The 17,673-nt window shown below is 42.7% G+C and carries 18 protein-coding genes; 5 read left to right on the top strand and 13 right to left on the bottom strand.

Annotated features, from left to right (window positions below):
* Positions 1-241 precede the first annotated feature (241 nt).
* The 3 genes from EAL2_RS12210 to EAL2_RS12200 all read left to right on the top strand — a co-directional run bounded on the left by EAL2_RS12210 (position 242) and on the right by EAL2_RS12200 (position 3,807).
* Positions 242-1,978 (top strand): NADH-dependent [FeFe] hydrogenase, group A6, encoded by a 1,737-nt coding sequence (locus tag EAL2_RS12210; protein WP_025436648.1) that lies wholly within the window; start codon positions 242-244, stop codon positions 1,976-1,978.
* Between the two features lie 64 nt (positions 1,979-2,042).
* A complete protein-coding gene (locus EAL2_RS12205) occupies positions 2,043-2,561 on the top strand; it encodes an NADH-quinone oxidoreductase subunit NuoE family protein (protein ID WP_025436647.1) in 519 nt (172 codons plus the stop codon).
* Positions 2,554-3,807 (top strand): complex I 51 kDa subunit family protein, encoded by a 1,254-nt coding sequence (locus tag EAL2_RS12200; RefSeq protein ID WP_025436646.1) that lies wholly within the window; start codon positions 2,554-2,556, stop codon positions 3,805-3,807. Before EAL2_RS12205 ends, EAL2_RS12200 begins: the two co-directional genes overlap by 8 nt.
* A gap of 94 nt (positions 3,808-3,901) precedes the next feature.
* Here EAL2_RS12200 and dpaL read toward each other — a convergent pair whose 3' ends face one another.
* The 8 genes from dpaL to EAL2_RS12160 all read right to left on the bottom strand — a co-directional run bounded on the left by dpaL (position 3,902) and on the right by EAL2_RS12160 (position 11,411).
* Positions 3,902-5,128 (bottom strand): diaminopropionate ammonia-lyase, encoded by a 1,227-nt coding sequence (gene dpaL, locus EAL2_RS12195; RefSeq protein ID WP_025436645.1) that lies wholly within the window; start codon positions 5,126-5,128, stop codon positions 3,902-3,904.
* Positions 5,129-5,391: 263 nt separating this feature from the next.
* Positions 5,392-5,607: a hypothetical protein gene (locus tag EAL2_RS12190; RefSeq protein ID WP_025436644.1), complete on the bottom strand. Its 216-nt coding sequence runs from the start codon at positions 5,605-5,607 to the stop codon at positions 5,392-5,394.
* Between the two features lie 14 nt (positions 5,608-5,621).
* Positions 5,622-6,602: a DapH/DapD/GlmU-related protein gene (locus EAL2_RS12185; RefSeq protein WP_025436643.1), complete on the bottom strand. Its 981-nt coding sequence runs from the start codon at positions 6,600-6,602 to the stop codon at positions 5,622-5,624.
* A gap of 106 nt (positions 6,603-6,708) precedes the next feature.
* Positions 6,709-7,422 (bottom strand): ABC transporter ATP-binding protein, encoded by a 714-nt coding sequence (locus EAL2_RS12180; RefSeq protein ID WP_025436642.1) that lies wholly within the window; start codon positions 7,420-7,422, stop codon positions 6,709-6,711.
* A 2-nt stretch (positions 7,423-7,424) separates the two neighbouring features.
* Positions 7,425-8,573: an ABC transporter permease gene (locus tag EAL2_RS12175; RefSeq protein ID WP_025436641.1), complete on the bottom strand. Its 1,149-nt coding sequence runs from the start codon at positions 8,571-8,573 to the stop codon at positions 7,425-7,427.
* On the bottom strand, positions 8,570-9,730 hold the full coding sequence (locus tag EAL2_RS12170) for an efflux RND transporter periplasmic adaptor subunit (RefSeq protein WP_025436640.1): 1,161 nt from the start codon (positions 9,728-9,730) through the stop codon (positions 8,570-8,572). The genes EAL2_RS12175 and EAL2_RS12170 overlap by 4 nt, the downstream gene beginning before the upstream one ends.
* A 145-nt stretch (positions 9,731-9,875) precedes the next feature.
* Entirely contained in the window at positions 9,876-10,190 is a 315-nt protein-coding gene (locus EAL2_RS12165; RefSeq protein ID WP_025436639.1) for a cupin domain-containing protein, read from the bottom strand.
* 231 nt (positions 10,191-10,421) lie between these two features.
* Positions 10,422-11,411, bottom strand: a complete 990-nt coding sequence (locus tag EAL2_RS12160) for an FUSC family protein (RefSeq protein WP_025436638.1) — start codon at positions 11,409-11,411, stop codon at positions 10,422-10,424.
* Between the two features lie 7 nt (positions 11,412-11,418).
* Here EAL2_RS12160 and EAL2_RS12155 point away from each other — a divergent pair, with 7 nt between their 5' ends.
* Entirely contained in the window at positions 11,419-12,636 is a 1,218-nt protein-coding gene (locus EAL2_RS12155; protein ID WP_025434602.1) for an IS256 family transposase, read from the top strand.
* A 136-nt stretch (positions 12,637-12,772) separates the two neighbouring features.
* Here the strand turns inward: EAL2_RS12155 and EAL2_RS12150 are convergent, their stop codons facing one another.
* Both EAL2_RS12150 and EAL2_RS12145 read right to left on the bottom strand, forming a co-directional pair.
* A complete protein-coding gene (locus EAL2_RS12150; protein ID WP_201770193.1) occupies positions 12,773-13,852 on the bottom strand; it encodes a YccS family putative transporter in 1,080 nt (359 codons plus the stop codon).
* A 16-nt stretch (positions 13,853-13,868) separates the two neighbouring features.
* Entirely contained in the window at positions 13,869-14,276 is a 408-nt protein-coding gene (locus EAL2_RS12145) for a MarR family winged helix-turn-helix transcriptional regulator (protein WP_025436637.1), read from the bottom strand.
* Positions 14,277-14,485: 209 nt separating this feature from the next.
* Here EAL2_RS12145 and EAL2_RS12140 point away from each other — a divergent pair, with 209 nt between their 5' ends.
* Positions 14,486-15,304 (top strand): ABC transporter permease, encoded by an 819-nt coding sequence (locus EAL2_RS12140; protein WP_207641155.1) that lies wholly within the window; start codon positions 14,486-14,488, stop codon positions 15,302-15,304.
* On the opposite strand, the gene EAL2_RS15230 is transcribed toward EAL2_RS12140, so the two are convergent.
* From EAL2_RS15230 to EAL2_RS12125, 3 genes are all read right to left on the bottom strand, one after another.
* Positions 15,251-15,655, bottom strand: coding sequence for a hypothetical protein (locus tag EAL2_RS15230; RefSeq protein ID WP_025436635.1), 405 nt, complete (start codon positions 15,653-15,655; stop codon positions 15,251-15,253). The genes EAL2_RS12140 and EAL2_RS15230 overlap by 54 nt on opposite strands.
* 231 nt (positions 15,656-15,886) lie before the next feature.
* Positions 15,887-17,104, bottom strand: a complete 1,218-nt coding sequence (locus EAL2_RS12130) for an IS256 family transposase (RefSeq protein ID WP_025434602.1) — start codon at positions 17,102-17,104, stop codon at positions 15,887-15,889.
* 84 nt (positions 17,105-17,188) lie between these two features.
* Complete coding sequence (locus tag EAL2_RS12125; protein WP_025436634.1) at positions 17,189-17,572, bottom strand: stalk domain-containing protein; 384 nt, start codon at positions 17,570-17,572, stop codon at positions 17,189-17,191.
* Between the last annotated feature and the right edge of the window lie 101 nt (positions 17,573-17,673).

Genomic DNA, 17,673 nt, shown 5'->3' with positions numbered 1-17,673 from the left:
TATAATATTTTAGCACAAATTGGGAAATTTAATGCACAAACTATTGTCTAAGCAGCTCCGAATCACCTGTACAGGATTAGTTCATTTTTAAGAATATTTCAAAAATTCAATTGTCATTCATTTATAAATATGATACAATATCGACAATTTCTTAATAATCATGATTATATATTAATCGTGTTTTATGATGAGGCTTTTGACTATCACTTGAATTGAATATGAGAAATGGAGTGATTCTGTTATGGAGAAAGTAAGTATTAGAATTGATGGAATAAGAGTTGAAGTTCCAAAGGACTCAACAGTTCTTCAAGCAGCAAGGAGCATAGGTATAAATATTCCTACACTTTGTTACCTTGAAGGCGTCAACAAAACAGGTGCCTGCAGAATGTGTCTTGTCGAAATTGAGGGAGAAAGAGGATTGCAGACCTCCTGCACGCTGCCTGTAAAGGAAGACATGTCGGTTATTACCCGCTCCAGGCGAATCAGAGAAGCCAGAAAGGAAAATATGCAGCTGATTTTAGCGAACCACAACAGCGACTGCCTGTCCTGCTCCAAAAACACAAGCTGCGAACTTCAAAAGATGTGTGAGGATCTTGGAATGTATGGAGTGCTCATGCGCATGCAGGCTCTTAAGCCTGTTGATGACCGATCCCCTTGTATAGTAAGGGATCCAAACAAGTGCATACTATGCGGCAGATGCATAGCAGTCTGCAAGAATGTCCAGGGTATAGGTGTGTTATCCATGGCAGAAAGAGGCCTCGATACAGAAATACTTCCCGCATTTGGAAACAGCTTTGAAGAAGCTCCCTGTATTTTCTGCGGACAGTGCATAAACGCATGTCCTACAGCAGCTCTGACAGAAAAAAGCGAGATTGACAAGGTATGGGAAGCTCTTGAGGATAAGGATTTACATGTTGTTGTGCAGGTGGCTCCAGCAGTCAGGGCGGCTCTCGGAGAGGAATTCGGCATGCCTATTGGTACAAGTGTTACGAGACAGATGTATACATCCCTTCGCATGCTCGGGTTTGACAAGATATTCGACACAAATTTCGCAGCAGACCTTACGATACTTGAAGAAGGTACAGAGCTCCTTGAGCGCATAAAGAGCGGCGGCAAGCTTCCTATGATAACATCCTGTTCGCCGGGTTGGATAAGGTACATAGAAATATACCACTCGGACCTTTTGGAACATGTTTCGAGCTGCAAGTCACCCCAACAGATGATGGGCTCGGTTCTGAAAACATATTATGCACAGCTTAACGGTTTGGATCCAAAGAAAATATTCTCTGTATCAGTAATGCCTTGCACGGCCAAGAAGTATGAGGCATCCAAGGAGGAGATGGCAGGCGACCACGGCAGGGATGTAGATGCAGTCCTTACCACAAGAGAGCTTGCCCGGATGATCAAGGAGGCTTCACTGGACTTTGCTTCTCTTGAGCCATCAGACGCAGATGAGATATTCGGCGACTATACTGGAGCGGGAGTGATATTCGGCGCGACAGGAGGTGTTATGGAGGCTGCCATCAGGACAGTTGCCGACATACTAGAAGGTGCTGAAATCGAAGATATAGAATATGAAGCCGTTAGGGGGCTTGAAGGAGTAAAGGAAGCCAGCGTTGCTGTTGGCGGTTTGACGGTCAAGGTTGCTGTTGCTCATGGCACGGACAACGCAAGAAAACTTCTGGAGCTTATACGGGAAGGCAAAGCCGACTACCACTTCATCGAGGTTATGGCTTGCCCGGGAGGCTGCGTAAATGGTGGAGGACAGCCATATGTATCCCCGTTTGAGAGGGAAAAGTTCAACGTAATGCAGCTTAGGGCGGGAGCGCTCTACAAGGAGGATGCTGAGCTTCCGCTGAGGAAATCCCACCTGAATCCATCTGTACAAAAGCTCTACAGCGATTTCCTGGGAAAACCGGGAAGCCACAAATCACATGAATTTCTCCACACATCATACAGGAAAAGAAACCAGTTTTAAATTTCCACTTCAACATGCCTTGTCCATAAGCATATATTAACAGACTGAATCGGAGGTATTTAAAATGCTAAAACCTTTAAAAAGCAAAGTTGAGGAAAAATATCAGGAGCTATATGAAACTGTCGGCAGTGTTATTGATAAATGGGGCAACTCAAGGGACAATCTAATAGCAATCCTGCTTAATGTACAGTCGAAAAGCAGCCGTAACTTCGTTTCAAAAGAAGCCATGCTTGTCGTATCTGAAATAATGGGAATATCGGCTCAGGAAGTATACGAGGTGGCGACTTTCTACCACGCCATAGCTACTGAGCCTAGGGGCAGATTCCTGGTTCAGCTCTGCCAGGGTACTTCCTGCACTGTCAACAAGGCTGTAAATGTTAAGGACGCTCTGGAGGCAGAGATTGGAATCAAAATCGGCAGCACAACGCCTGACGGCATGTTCACATTCGAGTATACGCCTTGCTTTGGCGCGTGCGATGTTTCTCCGGCAATGAGGCTAAACGGCAAGGTTGTCGGCAACCTCACCCAGGAAAAGATAAAGCAGATAATAATCGAGTGCAGGGAGGTGGCTGAAAATGAGTAAAACCGTAAGCGTTATATCCAAGAATTTCTACAGTGTCAATCCTGATTCTATAGACGAGTACATAGCTACGGGCGGCTTCGAGGGCCTCAAAAAGGCCGTTTCCATGAAGCCTGAGAAAATAATAAATATACTCGACAGGTCCGACCTTCAGGGAAGGGGCGGTGCCGCCTTTTCCGTTGCCAAGAAATGGACCCATGCTCTGCGTGTTCCCGCTCCCGTTAAGGGAGTAATGTGCAACGCCGACGAAGGCGAGCCTGGAACATTCAAGGACAGGGCGCTGCTGGAGCATAATCCGTTTGGAGTAATTGAAGGTATGATAATCGGTGCATACGTGGGCGGCGGCTCGCAGATGAACCGCGCCAGGATATATATAAGGGAAGAGTACTCATACCTCCATGACAGGATGAGAAACGCCATAAGGCAGGCTGAAGAGAGAGGCTTTCTCGGAAAAAATATACTTGGCAGCGGCCTTAACATGGAAATGAATGTGGTTTCAGGCGCAGGCGCATACGTTTGCGGCGAGAGCTCTGCACTGCTTGAGTCCACCGAGGGCAAGGCCGGAAGGCCAAGGATTAAGCCTCCCAGGCTGAACAACGTGGGCCTTTACAACCTGCCTACGCTTCTAAACAACGTGGAGTCCTACAGCATAGTGCCAATACTAGTCAGGGACGACAGCGAATACAGAAGCTACGGCACCCACAGGAGCATAGGCACAAAGATGATAAGCGTTTCGGGCAAGGTGAATAAGCCCGGCGTTTACGAGATACCTTTTGGAATCACCATTAAAGAGGTGGTATATGACATTGCAGGAGGGCTCAACTCAGACAGGCTTCTCAAATTTGTACAGATAGGAGGCGCTTCAGGCGCCATAGTGCCGGCAAGCCAAATAGATACACCGATTTCCTACGAAGGACTGGCCGAAATCGGAGTTGCAGTAGGTTCGGGCGCTATTGTAGTGGCCGACGAATCCAACTCCATGCTTGACTACTTTGAGTCTTTAGCCCACTTCTTCGCCCATGAGTCCTGCGGCAAGTGCACACCTTGCAGGGAGGGCAATAGACAGCTTGTAAGAATTGTTGAACTCATGAAGTCAGGGAATGCCACTTCTGCCGACTTCAAAAGGCTCTCAGGCATACTCAAGCACATGAAAGGCTCATCCTTCTGCGGTCTTGGCAAGACTGAGCCCGCCCCTTTCCTTTCAGCAATAAAGCATTTTGAGGATGAGATAAAGGGATATTTTAAATAATCAATATAAAAAGCCTGGAAGGCTTATGGTCAAAGCTTTCCAGGCAACTAAACGCCAGAATATTATTTTTGTCTAACCTATCATCTTGTTTCAATTAAAAAGATGGATACATGCCATCCCATACAGTACTTCTATAGTTCTCCGGATCAGTATCCCCCTCAGTGCTTATTAGGAGTATCTTTGAATTCTTATCAAGCTTAAGCTTCGAGGCCATATCCTTTAAGTCCTTGTGCTCCATCAGCAGGCTTAGCATCCCAAGCCCAACTGCTCCGGACTCGCCCGAAACAACCTTAGGGTCATCACCAAGAGGATTGCCCAGTATCCTCATGCCCCTTGCAGCAACAAAGTCAGGACAGGATATATACATATCCGAATAGTCTCTTAGTATTCCCCAGCTGACAAGGCTCGGCTCTCCGCAGGCAAGTCCTGCCATTATTGTAGGCATGAAACCCGTCACAGCGTGAGGCTCTCCGTCGCTTATCTCGGCTGACTTGTATATGCATGCGGCCGTATCAGGTTCAACTATAGCAGTGATTGGCCACTCATTTCCTAACTCTGACACAAGGCATCCGAGCATGCTTCCGGCAAATGATCCAACGCCCGCCTGAAGGAACATGTGCGTCGGTTTTTCATGGCCCGACTCCCGGATCTGCTCGATGGCTTCATCCATTATGGTTGCGTACCCCTGCATAATCCAGGTAGGGATTTCCATGTACCCCTCCCAGGAGCTGTCCTGCACCATGACACCGCCGTGCTCCTTTGCGTATTTGTCGGCCAGCCTCACTGCGTCATCATAGTTTAAATCTGTTATGGAAGCCTCTGCGCCCTCTTTCCTTATGTTTTCCAATCTTATTTCAGAGGAGCCCTTCGGCATGAACACTACCGACTTATGGCCAAGCTGGTTGGCCGCCCAGGCTATCCCTCTGCCGTGGTTGCCGTCAGTGGCAGTGACGAATGTTATGACGCCCAGCCTCTTCCTTATTTCTTGAGATTTGAGCCTTTCAAAGGCAAGCTCCGAAGCATCCACGCCGAGCCTTTGCGCAATATATTTGACCACCGCATAGGAACCGCCCAGGACCTTGAAGGCGTTAAGGCCAAACCTGTAGGATTCGTCCTTTATCCATATGTTGCTTACTCCCAGATACTCCGACAGCTTGTCTAGACTAGCCAGAGGCGTTTTTTTGTATTGGGGAAAGCTCTTATGGAATTTTCTTACTCCCTCCACTGTCTCCCTGTCGAGAAAATCCACCTGGGCTTTACGATCCCTTTCTTTTCTTGAGCTCTCGTTCACTACATATTTGATTGATTCAACATTAACCACACCATCATCTCCCTATAGTATAGTATTATATTTTGATGTTCCTGTATTCTAGTATGCTACCCCTATTTCTGCTTTACATTCACAATAATCCAATATCAGGATATTTTCAGTGTTTTTCCCCTGACTAGTTTTAAAGGACTGCGTTAATTTCACAGTGGATCAATCATTTTTTTGAGAAACAGTAAACGCTATCAAGCGCAGATACCATACCAAAAGCCGCCAGGCTCATCCCGGCGGCTTTCATTGTACAACTGCTATATGAGCTATTTTGTATATTTGAATATTTTGTAAGTCATCCAAACAGCAGATACTGCGAATACTATCCATATCAACCATATGAAGCTTAATATGGTTTCAGTAAAATACACACCTAGCAGTATGCCGCATGTTATCATAAGGAATTTAAAAAAACCATAATCTAATATAGTATACTTTTTTGTTGCATCCATGACTTTTTTAACAATGTTGAAATTAATCATAACAACCACTCCTCTTATATGTCTCTGATTGCCCAGTCAGGTCTTTCCATCACATCCGTATTTTCTCCCACAACTGCCGCAGGAAATCCTTCCACTATCTGATTGTCTGAAAAAACGCTTCTTTGCTTTACAAGACTTCCCGATTTGACCAGCACGTTTCTTCCAAGCCTACTGTAATCGCACACTATGGCCCCTGACTCTATTACCGTGTTGAAGCCTATTGTGGTGCCGTGTATTATGCACCCTGGACCTATTGTTACATTGTCTTCGATTATAAGCTCATTATCAGGCAGCAGGTGAAGCACAGAATTTTCATGTATTTGAACATTGTTGCCTATTCTCACAGGGCCGTGGGTGTTGCCAATTATTCTGACTCCTGATGCCACAACCGAATTGCTGCCTATTACAACATCACCTGTGATTTCCGCCGAATCGTATATGTATGCTGATTCATCAATTACTGGAACTTTTGTGCCGAACCTATATATTTTTCCCACTTTTCCAGCCTCCCTTGACTCGGATTTTATTATATGTTCCGTTAGAGGCTTGAGACTCGTATCGTAGCCCCGCATTCTTGAAATCATATCAGCGTCCTTATCTGTCAGCTTCCTTATTATGCGCCCAGGCCTTCCGACAACTACAGACTCGTCGGGAATAACTTTTCCTGGAGGTATTATTGTTCCTTCTCCGAATATGCACCAGTTGCCCACCCTGGAGCCAGGAAGAAAAATTGTTCCGTTACCTACTTCACACAGGTCCCCGATTTGTGCGCCTATGACTATACACTTATGTCCAAATACGGTTTTGCTGCCGATTTGGACAGGCTGCTCCGGCGATCCTACTATGACGGAATTTTCAAGAACCCAGCTCCCATTACCTATGCTCAGCGAATCGCCTGTTGATCGCAAAACAGCTCCCTGCGCAACATATGCATCCACTCCGAATCTTATAGTTCCGATAAGCCTGGCAGAGTCGTCAACCCTCAAATTCTTCATATGCTTCCTCCCATGAGCGCAAGCCCTTTGCTTTCATATACTTATTTATACCCTGAAAATTATTATGCAACAGTTTTTACTCTATAAAGCAATTGTACTCTCTTTATTATCCTAAGCTCAGCTCCTTACCCTCGCCGTGCTCTTCAAATACCAGCCCTTCCCGCACTCTATAAATTCTCTTGAATGTAGGGACAATCACTTCATCATGGGTGACTACAATTATTGCCGTTCCATATTGTTTAGCCAAATCATTCAGCAATTTAATTACCGACAGCGAACGCCGGCTGTCAAGCGGAGCCGTGGGCTCGTCTGCGAGTATCACTGGCGGATTGTTAGCCAATGCTCTGGCGATAGATACCCGCTGAGCCTGTCCTCCGGAAAGCTGGTACGATTTAAACTCCGCTTTGTCTGCTATATCCAGAGTAGTCAGCAATTCCATAGCCCTATATCGTGCCTCTTCATAAGGTCTTCCCGCCAATAGCATTGGCATGGCCACATTCTCAATATTTGTCATAAAAGGGATTAAATGCGGAGCTTGAAACATGAAACCAATCTTGTCTCGCCTAAGGGCACGTACATCCTTGATTAACCAGCCGCCATCATAAATCGCCTCATCTCCAAGTTCAATTCGTCCAGCAGTTGGATCAATAATTGCCCCCAGACATTGCAGCAATGTTGTTTTTCCAGATCCGCTGGGTCCTATAAGTCCAATGACTTCTCCGGGAAAGACAGCCATATTCACGCCCCGCAATGCATCTACTGCGGTTGCTCCTTTCCCGTATCTTTTCTTTATTCCTTCCATCATAATCGCTGGTTTCATTGTTAACCTCCAATTGCCGATGCCGGTTCAACTTTTATAGCTGCCCGAATGCTGATTATACTCGCAAGAGTGCATATTGCCATCGTTATGGCAAATGTTATCACTCTAATGTCGGTACTGTACACTACATACCGCGGGAAAACCGGAACCCACAGCGCAGAAACGATTGCGCCTATTGTATAGCCGATAATTCCAATACCCCACGATTCCTGCAGTATCATCATCATTATCAGACTATTGTTAGCACCAATCAGCTTTAAAACAGCAATTTCCTTCAATTTACCCATGGTCATAGTGTAAATTAAAAGAGCTACTATGGCGGCGCTTACAATTTCTAGAATCACCAGAAAAAGACCGATCTGATTGGCAGCCTTTTCAATTGTTTTCGACAATAGTATTTGTTCCATTTCCTGGTATGTATACGCTTCAAAATGCTTCCACTGTTTGATGCTTGCAGCCACCTGCTTTGGGTCCCACCCATCTGCAGCCTTAACTAGAATCGCATTGGCTTTATATTTGGCAAACTCATTACTCTCATTTTGATTACTTCTCTTCCGGTCATTGTAAATGGAAGTATTATCTTCATCGAATTGAACCTCCTGTGCGTCTTTTAATCGAAGGAATACAATAGGGTCTCCGCCCGTGCTTGTCATTCGTTCGGTTAAACCTACAACCGTATACTCGTTGCGCCGTATCAAGAGCTTGTCACCTATTTCAAATCCGCTGCTTGCGTCGGCCACAGCTTCGTATTTTGATTTGACAATTGGCCGTCCTGCAATGATACTAGTCGGCTGTCCAATTTTTCCATCCTCATATCCAGCAATCATGACCCTAACATCATCAGCTCCCCTCTGCACCTGCAAAGTGAAATAGAGCACATTGGCAGCTTCTGAAACTCCTGGAAATCCCGCTAACCCAAGCTGCTCATCAGAATAAAGAGAAGAGGCTTCCGCATATGGCCCCAGTGTGTCCTTTTGTACAACCCATATATCAGCACCCGACTTTGCAGGAAGTGCAACCGCGTCAGCAACCATGCCCCTGTAAATGCCAAACATTGTAATTGTAGTTGCAATCAACAGCCCCAGAATTATTCCGGTAAGAGAATAACGCCACCAGCTGTGCCGAATGTCACGAATCGCCAAATTTATCATAGCGCCGGCACCAGCCTGACCTTTGTTCCCTCAACAAGCTGAGCCTTGCTGTACGTAATGACAGTTTCTTCCTGAGCAAGCCCCTCCAAAATTTGAACTTCGCCTTCTACAGTCTGAACTCCGGTTTTTACTTTTCTACTATAGACTTTTTCATTTTTCACCACCCAGACGCAGTCTGCACCGTCAATTGTTTTAACGGCCGCCGCCGGAACATACAGCGCGTTTTCCGCCACAGGCAGCTGTATAGTCACATCAGCCGAGTCCCCCAAAAGAATCTTCGCAGACGCACTATTAAGTTTGACATCAACAAACCTTTCTTCAGTCACTGTATCTCCCTGCACCTGAAGGCGAGCCACTTCCCCCTGCAGAGCCTCTTTATGGGAGCGCAGCCTGATTTCTGCTGTTTGTCCAATCTCAATGCCACTGAAACGTGATTGATCAATTCTAGTCTGTACCCAGAGTGTTTTCGGGTCAATAATATTAAAAACGGTTTGCCCTGCAATCACTGTGCTCCCTTTTTCAGTTTGCCGCGAAACTACAACGCCGTCCACCGGGCTGATCAACAAAAGATCCTTTTTCTGTTCAATCATTTTTTGATGGTCTGCAACTGCTTGAACCACCCTGCTTTGAGCCGCCTGGTAAGTCGATATCGCCGAATCCAAAGATGCCTGCGCAACCTGGGCATCTTTTTCTTTAGATTCCAGCGATTCTCTGCTTATCGCACCACTTTCAAAAAGTTTGGCATGGCGCGCTGCCGTCACCTGCGCTAGTTCATTAACACTCTCCGCAGCTTGAATCTGCGCTTTTGCAGTTTCCGCACTGTACTGACTATTAACTAGCGCCGCATGAGCGCTGGCTATATTCTGTTCGAGATCACCAGGGTCCATTTCTCCGATTATTTGACCTGCTTTGACATAATCCCCTTGGTCTACATATAGTTTTAGAATTTTGCCCGATTGGGTCGGCCCAACGTTAAAATTCATCTTTGCATTAACTGTGCCAATTCCAAACACCGTCGGTTTAAGCGTGCCTACTGCGACTTGCGCTCCAACAACCTTTTGCGGCCCAAACACGCCTTTCTCGTAAAGAATATACGAAACCACGAAAATCAATATTATAGCTAGCATTCCAAACTTCAAATATTTTCTTGATTTCATCTGACACGCCCCCCTGTTTTTCCTAAAAGTACCACTCTAGCGGATATTTTATTATCATATAGCTTTGTAATCCCTAATGAAAAAGCTTTCGAAGTTGTCAAATAACATCGAAAGCCTTATTTTTTATACAAGCCTTATTGCTCTATTAATTTTTCGGAGCAGGCGCCTTTACTACAATAAGCTCCATGGTTTCATCGTGCAGGTTTCTAACATTCATTTTTGTCTGAAACGGAATTTTCAGCAAGGTGCCCGCCTCATATTCATGGATCTCCTGTTCATCAAGAGCGATAGAGAGTTTTCCTCGAAGAACAGTCATATACACATTTGAGTTAGAGAAGTGCTCTGGCAGCCCCTGGTCCTTGTTGAAAACCATGTGAAGATAATGCACGTTCTCGTCAAATATCACTTTTTCTACAGCCATCTCATCATTTCTTGACAATTTGAATACCTGTTCTACCATAACAAAATACCTCCTGTTTTACTGAATTTGCCAGGCAATACCATAAGCCAAACGTACTTTATCTGTTCTTGCCAAGCTATTTATATTCTTATTATATCGATAAAACATAAAAAAAGGTGTTACCAAGGTAACACCCCAAAATAATCTTTTGCTTTCTTTTTTGTCATTACTTATGGTTTTTTTGTCGTTAAGTGAAATTTACCGATATTTAAGTGTCACCGAAAAATACTTCTACTGAACGAATATGTTTTTCATGCTTAATGTTTCCTGAAGATTATTTATTTCCTTGCAAATCTTCGGTATCTCAGCTATGTCTAATTTCCTTATATCTTTCAATACGAGCTTCTGCTCGACAGCTGTTGCTGTCCTTTCAAGTACCATAAGTATCTGTGCAAGGTCTTGATCTGACAATCTCAAATACTCTCTTACTTCAATATTCCTGCCTATCAGGTAGCTGATATGCTCCAGCGAAGCAATTGCCGGCCACATGAATTCAAGCTTTTCCTGATTCCTTGGTATCTCACCCAGTGCTGTGTTATAAGCAAGCTTTAGGTTTCCAAGATTTATTTCCATTTTTTCCTTTATCCACTGCAAATCATGAACATTGCCGTTCTCTTTATCAGCCTCGAGTCTTACTATTGCCCGTGATTGACTGCGGATTAGTTTTGTTATAAGTCCGGGCAGTCTGCTTGATGCTGATTTACGTCCCATAATATATGTTCCGGCAAGACCAATCACAGACCCTACTATCGTAGCCGTAATACGCACGGCTATAAACTGAGATGGTTCAATGTTCTTCGTGGCCGCCTCTGCAAGCATCAGTGCATTAGGTGTGATAAACATTGCTACAAGTGCATAGTTTCTTACTACTACAAGCTCTGTTATCACAGTTAGAATCATATTGATTATTGCGACAATAATTCCCGCTGGATGTAAAGAAAGTATGCAGGCTGCTATCAGGGTTCCTATTATGCTACCGAAGCATCTCAAAATCGCCCTATTGAAGGTTGCCATAATAGTAGTCCCAAACATTACAGCCGCACAGGATAGCGGAATCCAATAGGGCCTTGTAAATGGAAATGAAAAAGCTACTATGGCAGATATGCAGAGAATAACTCCGTATCTGAGCGAATTGACAAAAACTATAGAGAGTGTGTAAAATAAAGTGTGTATCTTCCTTGGAATTGATATAATCAAACTATCATTCAAGGAGGTATGCACTTTTTATATGGGGATTTTAAGTAAAGATCAAATAAGACAAATGATAAAGCATTACGGAATCAAGGATGCAAAGGACATCCATGAGGCTCTTAAGGACATGTTTTCAGAAACAATCCAGGAGATGCTTGAGGCTGAACTTGATGAGCACCTTGGATATTCAAAATATGACTATAAAAACAAGGAAACGACTAATAGCCGAAACGGCAAAAGAAGCAAGAAGATACTATCAGACCTTGGGGAGTTTGAAATCGAGGTGCCAAGAGATAGGGACGGTGATTTTGAGCCTGTGGTTGTAAAAAATCATCAAAGAAGCGTATCAGGAATAGAAGACCAAGTAATAGGAATGTATGCAAAGGGCATGACAACAAGAGACATAGCAGCTCAGCTAGAAAAGATATACGGGATAGATGCTTCTCCCACACTAATATCAAAGATAACAGATAAGATCCTTCCACTTGCTCAAGAATGGCAAAATCGGCCGCTAGAGCCGATTTATCCGATTATATTTATGGACGCGATACACTATAAAGTCAGGCAGGATGGCAAGGTTATCTGCAAGGCCGCATACGCAGTAATAGGAGTCAACATCGAGGGCAAAAAGGATGTACTTGGCCTTTGGATAGGGGAAAACGAGACAGCCAAGTACTGGCTGCAGGTTCTAAACGACTTGAAAAACAGGGGCGTAAAAGACATCCTTATAGCATCAATAGATGGGCTAAACGGCTTCTCTGATGCGATAAGAGCGGTTTTTCCAAACACGGACATACAAAGATGCATAGTCCATCAGATAAGAAACTCGCTAAGCTATGTATCATACAAGGACAGAAAAGCCTTCGCAAAAGAGCTCAAGGAAGTGTACTCGGCCATAAACGAGCAAACAGCCCTAATAGAGCTTGAAAAGCTCGAAGAAAAATGGGGTGAAAAATACTATATAAGCCTAAAATCATGGAGAAACAACTGGGATGAGCTTTCGGCTTATTTCAAGTATCCTGATGAAATCAGAAAAATAATCTACACGACAAACTCCATGGAGAGCTACAACAGGCAGCTTAGAAAAGTGACCAAAAGCAAGAGTATATTCCCAAGCGATGATTCTCTATTCAAGAGCCTGTACCTTGCAACGGCTGATATCACCCAGAAATGGTGTACAAAACTGCGAGACTGGCACCTGATTCTGGCCCAGTTAAGCATATATTTTGAAGACAGGATTAACCCGTATTTGTAAAAAAAAGACCATTAAATGTTGGCACTCTAGTTATTTTCACCAAATGGAAAAATATTTAATTTAAGTAATAAAAAGCCTGGAAGGCTCATATTTAAAAGCTTTCCAGGCAACCAACCAATAAAACAATATATCTTTTTTAAGGAATCATACACATAATTATTGACAGACTCACTATAGAGTCCCTGTCCATCGCCTTTACAAGCCTCATTCTCCGCGAGGGCCTTACTGATTTGGCGACTTCAGCTTCAATATCCTCCAATGGCATATTAATAAGCCCTTCAATAGCATAAATACCATCCATCAATCTGCTGTATTCACTTGCCGGCTCTTCAAAGAGTCTCTTAATGTCTATTTTATCTTCTTTTCCATTTTTACAGCTTATAAATTTATTCAATTCTCCTATCCTATGTATGATTTCCTGGGGAACCTTGCCTGATCTATAAAAGGATACTTCAATAAGTTCAAGAAACAGATCGTTAGCATATTGATTTAAAAGCACAAGTCTGTCGAATTGCATCTTATTCCTTTTTAATTTGACTCCTGAAGAAAGAGTTTCCTCTCCCCTCCTTAAAGCTTCAAGCGCCAGCTGTCTTTTATTATTCATGTCTTTTGAGCCAATAGCCTCGCAAAATGCTCCCAATGATAAATATATGTCTTCGACAGCCTTTATCTCGGCCCTGTGGGGATTTTTAAACCAACCCGCCATGCTAAGAGCCCACGCAAACAATCCGCTTGATAATACCACAATAAAACGCAATGGCGCCTGTGTTGGGTTGATTGGCATGCTTGTTGTTATTGCAAAGCTCAGTATGAAAAATATAGCCGCGGGCCCTGGCACTTTAAATACCCCAAATATAAATGTACCCGCAAAGCCAATGAGCCCTATAATTAAAATTACCAGCCAAGGATATGGCGCCACAATAGTTCCCAGCCCTACAAGGAAGCTAATGGTAAGAGCAACCAAAAATATTTTTTTTATCCTGGATGCATATGTTTCATTGAAAACATACAGATACGTAAACCCGCCTACTCCACCAAGCAATCCTAGTTCAAAATTATCCATCAAAATGCCGAGCAGCACAGGGAGTCCTGCGCACAAACCGGCGCAGAAGGCCTTTCCCCATGGTGTAGGACCTTTTCTTAGTTCAAACAACTGCTTTATCATAAGCTTCATATCTATTTTGTAATTTGCAGAATTATTCTTTTCTTTTTTCAAATATACTTCTCCCTTTTTACCTAAAATTATTCATCAATTTTCTAATCGTCTTATTAAATGCCTCTAGCTCTTCCTTGCTGATACCCTTAATAGCTTCCCGCTCTACGCTTTCTCCGTCTTCATAGCATTTGGGAAACATGTCATAGGCTTTCTCCGTCAGCCTTATAATCCTTTCACGTTTATCATTTCCCTCGCAACGGCTGACCCATCCCAATTCCTCCATTCGTGTTAGAGTCCTCGTTATAGTCGGAGCTTCCACACAAAGATAATGGCTTAATTCAACTTGTGTACATTGCGTTTTTTCGTGGAGATATAAAATTATAGCCCATTGCGAAGAATATAAGCCAAGTGGAGAAATCTTCTCATTTAGTTTTTTAGTAAAGTGCCTTGCAAGCTGATTTATTTTATGACCAAATAAATCCATATATTCCACCTCGATTGATTATTGGGACAATAGTTACTTAGGTAAGTATATGGCAAAAAAAGATATTTTTCAAGGTTGTGCTCCTGAAAATTTAAAGCTTTTCAAACAAAACACTGCACAGTACACAAAGTTTCTTTCATGAACTTGCCCCCATAAAAGAGACTCTAACAACCATCTACTTACAGGATTTGCAGCGATAGAATTTGTTTATGCTGAAAGATACGATGGAGGAAATCGCAGCGCTGGCGGAAAGCTTCCCCAAAATAGTATTGGTTTTATTCGGAATGAATGGGGCCAGAGTCGACACCGCGCTAGGTGCTTACCAATCAATGGTCTTTTGGAGCAATCTGCTGGCCTTTTTCTTCGCAGGTTTTTTAGGGGTATACTCTGTTGCCAGAGAAGAAAAGTTTGGGACAAGTGAGTTTTTGTTTTCAAAGCCTTATAAGCGTTCAACCGTTGTTTGGGCAAAAATATGGGCGTCAGTAACAAATCTTTCTATATTTGCTCTCTCCTCTGGAATAATGTCCTATTTGTTCATAATCCTTCCGCTGGGAGATATGAGCATCGTCGGCACACACATTCTCACAACTGCCGGTATGTTTATCACTCAGATTGTACTGTTCGCCATAGGTCTTTTTATTTCAGGCTTTGCCAAAGACTATAAAACCGCAAGCCTTTTCACAATGCTTACGGTTATAGTCTTTTATATGATTAATTTCGTGCTTGATTATACCGGAACAATGGATCATCTGAATTTCCTAACGCCGGTGAGATATTTCGATGTGGTATCTGTTTCGAAAAATGGGTTAAACTTTTTTTACATCTTGCTTTCATGCATGATTTTTTTACTTAGCTGTTCAATTGCGAGCAGACTTTACACAAGAAAAGATTTTCACTCTTCATTAAAATTAGAGTATTGCAACGTGGCTAGTACGCAGAAATATATTACACATAAAGTTTATGACAGTCATTGGCTAACTAAACAGTCCAAATGCCATTACAACAAGATATATTCCAATTACCAATGAAACAATACTATGGATACTGTAAAAAGCAGATTTATTTAAGTACTCTATCAGCTGAAGTATCACTTTGCGTGGGAAGAAAAGATAAATAAGTGATGAAAATAATAGAGACCACCCTATGATTGTAATAATTAACGGCCAGGCTATTGCCCAAAGGGGATGAATGAATACAATGGTTAAACTAACGGGAAGTATAGCTATTGCGACAACGTATAGCGCTGCCGGATTATCCTTAAGTTTGTCAACCATATCCAAACACTCTTTTCTCCTGGCCATTAGGAAAAATGCCCAGATTATAAGAAACACTCCAACAATTCTACCCAATAATAATGAAATTAGTGGAAGATTGTCCATAATTATTCATCCTCCTGATCGACTTTTAAAAGGTTAGCATATCACAATGCAATTTTTTTAGAGTCTGTCAATAATTATGTGTATGATTCCTTAAAAAAGATATATTGTTTTATTGGTTGGTTGCCTGGAAAGCTTTTAAATATGAGCCTTCCAGGCTTTTTATTACTTAAATTAAATATTTTTCCATTTGGTGAAAATAACTAGAGTGCCAACATTTAATGGTCTTTTTTTTTACAAATACGGGTTAATCCTGTCTTCAAAATATATGCTTAACTGGGCCAGAATCAGGTGCCAGTCTCGCAGTTTTGTACACCATTTCTGGGTGATATCAGCCGTTGCAAGGTACAGGCTCTTGAATAGAGAATCATCGCTTGGGAATATACTCTTGCTTTTGGTCACTTTTCTAAGCTGCCTGTTGTAGCTCTCCATGGAGTTTGTCGTGTAGATTATTTTTCTGATTTCATCAGGATACTTGAAATAAGCCGAAAGCTCATCCCAGTTGTTTCTCCATGATTTTAGGCTTATATAGTATTTTTCACCCCATTTTTCTTCGAGCTTTTCAAGCTCTATTAGGGCTGTTTGCTCGTTTATGGCCGAGTACACTTCCTTGAGCTCTTTTGCGAAGGCTTTTCTGTCCTTGTATGATACATAGCTTAGCGAGTTTCTTATCTGATGGACTATGCATCTTTGTATGTCCGTGTTTGGAAAAACCGCTCTTATCGCATCAGAGAAGCCGTTTAGCCCATCTATTGATGCTATAAGGATGTCTTTTACGCCCCTGTTTTTCAAGTCGTTTAGAACCTGCAGCCAGTACTTGGCTGTCTCGTTTTCCCCTATCCAAAGGCCAAGTACATCCTTTTTGCCCTCGATGTTGACTCCTATTACTGCGTATGCGGCCTTGCAGATAACCTTGCCATCCTGCCTGACTTTATAGTGTATCGCGTCCATAAATATAATCGGATAAATCGGCTCTAGCGGCCGATTTTGCCATTCTTGAGCAAGTGGAAGGATCTTATCTGTTATCTTTGATATTAGTGTGGGAGAAGCATCTATCCCGTATATCTTTTCTAGCTGAGCTGCTATGTCTCTTGTTGTCATGCCCTTTGCATACATTCCTATTACTTGGTCTTCTATTCCTGATACGCTTCTTTGATGATTTTTTACAACCACAGGCTCAAAATCACCGTCCCTATCTCTTGGCACCTCGATTTCAAACTCCCCAAGGTCTGATAGTATCTTCTTGCTTCTTTTGCCGTTTCGGCTATTAGTCGTTTCCTTGTTTTTATAGTCATATTTTGAATATCCAAGGTGCTCATCAAGTTCAGCCTCAAGCATCTCCTGGATTGTTTCTGAAAACATGTCCTTAAGAGCCTCATGGATGTCCTTTGCATCCTTGATTCCGTAATGCTTTATCATTTGTCTTATTTGATCTTTACTTAAAATCCCCATATAAAAAGTGCATACCTCCTTGAATGATAGTTTGATTATATCAATTCCAAGGAAGATACACACTTTATTTTACACACTCTTTTTTTATGATTTTAATTTTTTAATGGCTTTCTTTATTATTACCATATAAGTTATTATACCACCCACTACTACTCCCAGCATTGTCTGCACCAAATCCGAAACATCGTCAAACATTCCGGCAAACGAAAAAGGACTGCTTTTTATTATGACCGTGCTTGTCTGTTCATCCCATTCTACCTGCTTTCCAAACGCCTGCGAAATATCCTTTACAGGAGCGTAAGTTTTACCGTTGTATGTTATTACATCAGCGTCAAGCTTTTGTCCGTCAACCTCTATGCTCGCCGCGTTGAATGCAACATCTATGTTTTGAAAGCTTGTCTGGGCAAACGTAAAGGAAGCCCCTATTATTGCAGTTGCCAGAACTCCCGTTATAAAGACTTTTTTCATGAAAAACACCTCCGTTTATAGTATTCATAGAGATAATTTTAATTACTATCCCTTGATATTGCTAGTTTTCAAGCTAACATGCTTGCTGAGAATCCGGTTTG

Source organism: Peptoclostridium acidaminophilum DSM 3953 (genome assembly GCF_000597865.1).
GTDB lineage: Bacteria > Bacillota > Clostridia > Peptostreptococcales > Peptostreptococcaceae > Peptoclostridium_A > Peptoclostridium_A acidaminophilum.
Note: the sequence above shows the minus strand (reverse complement) of the source record. Positions and strands in the feature narration are given on the sequence as shown.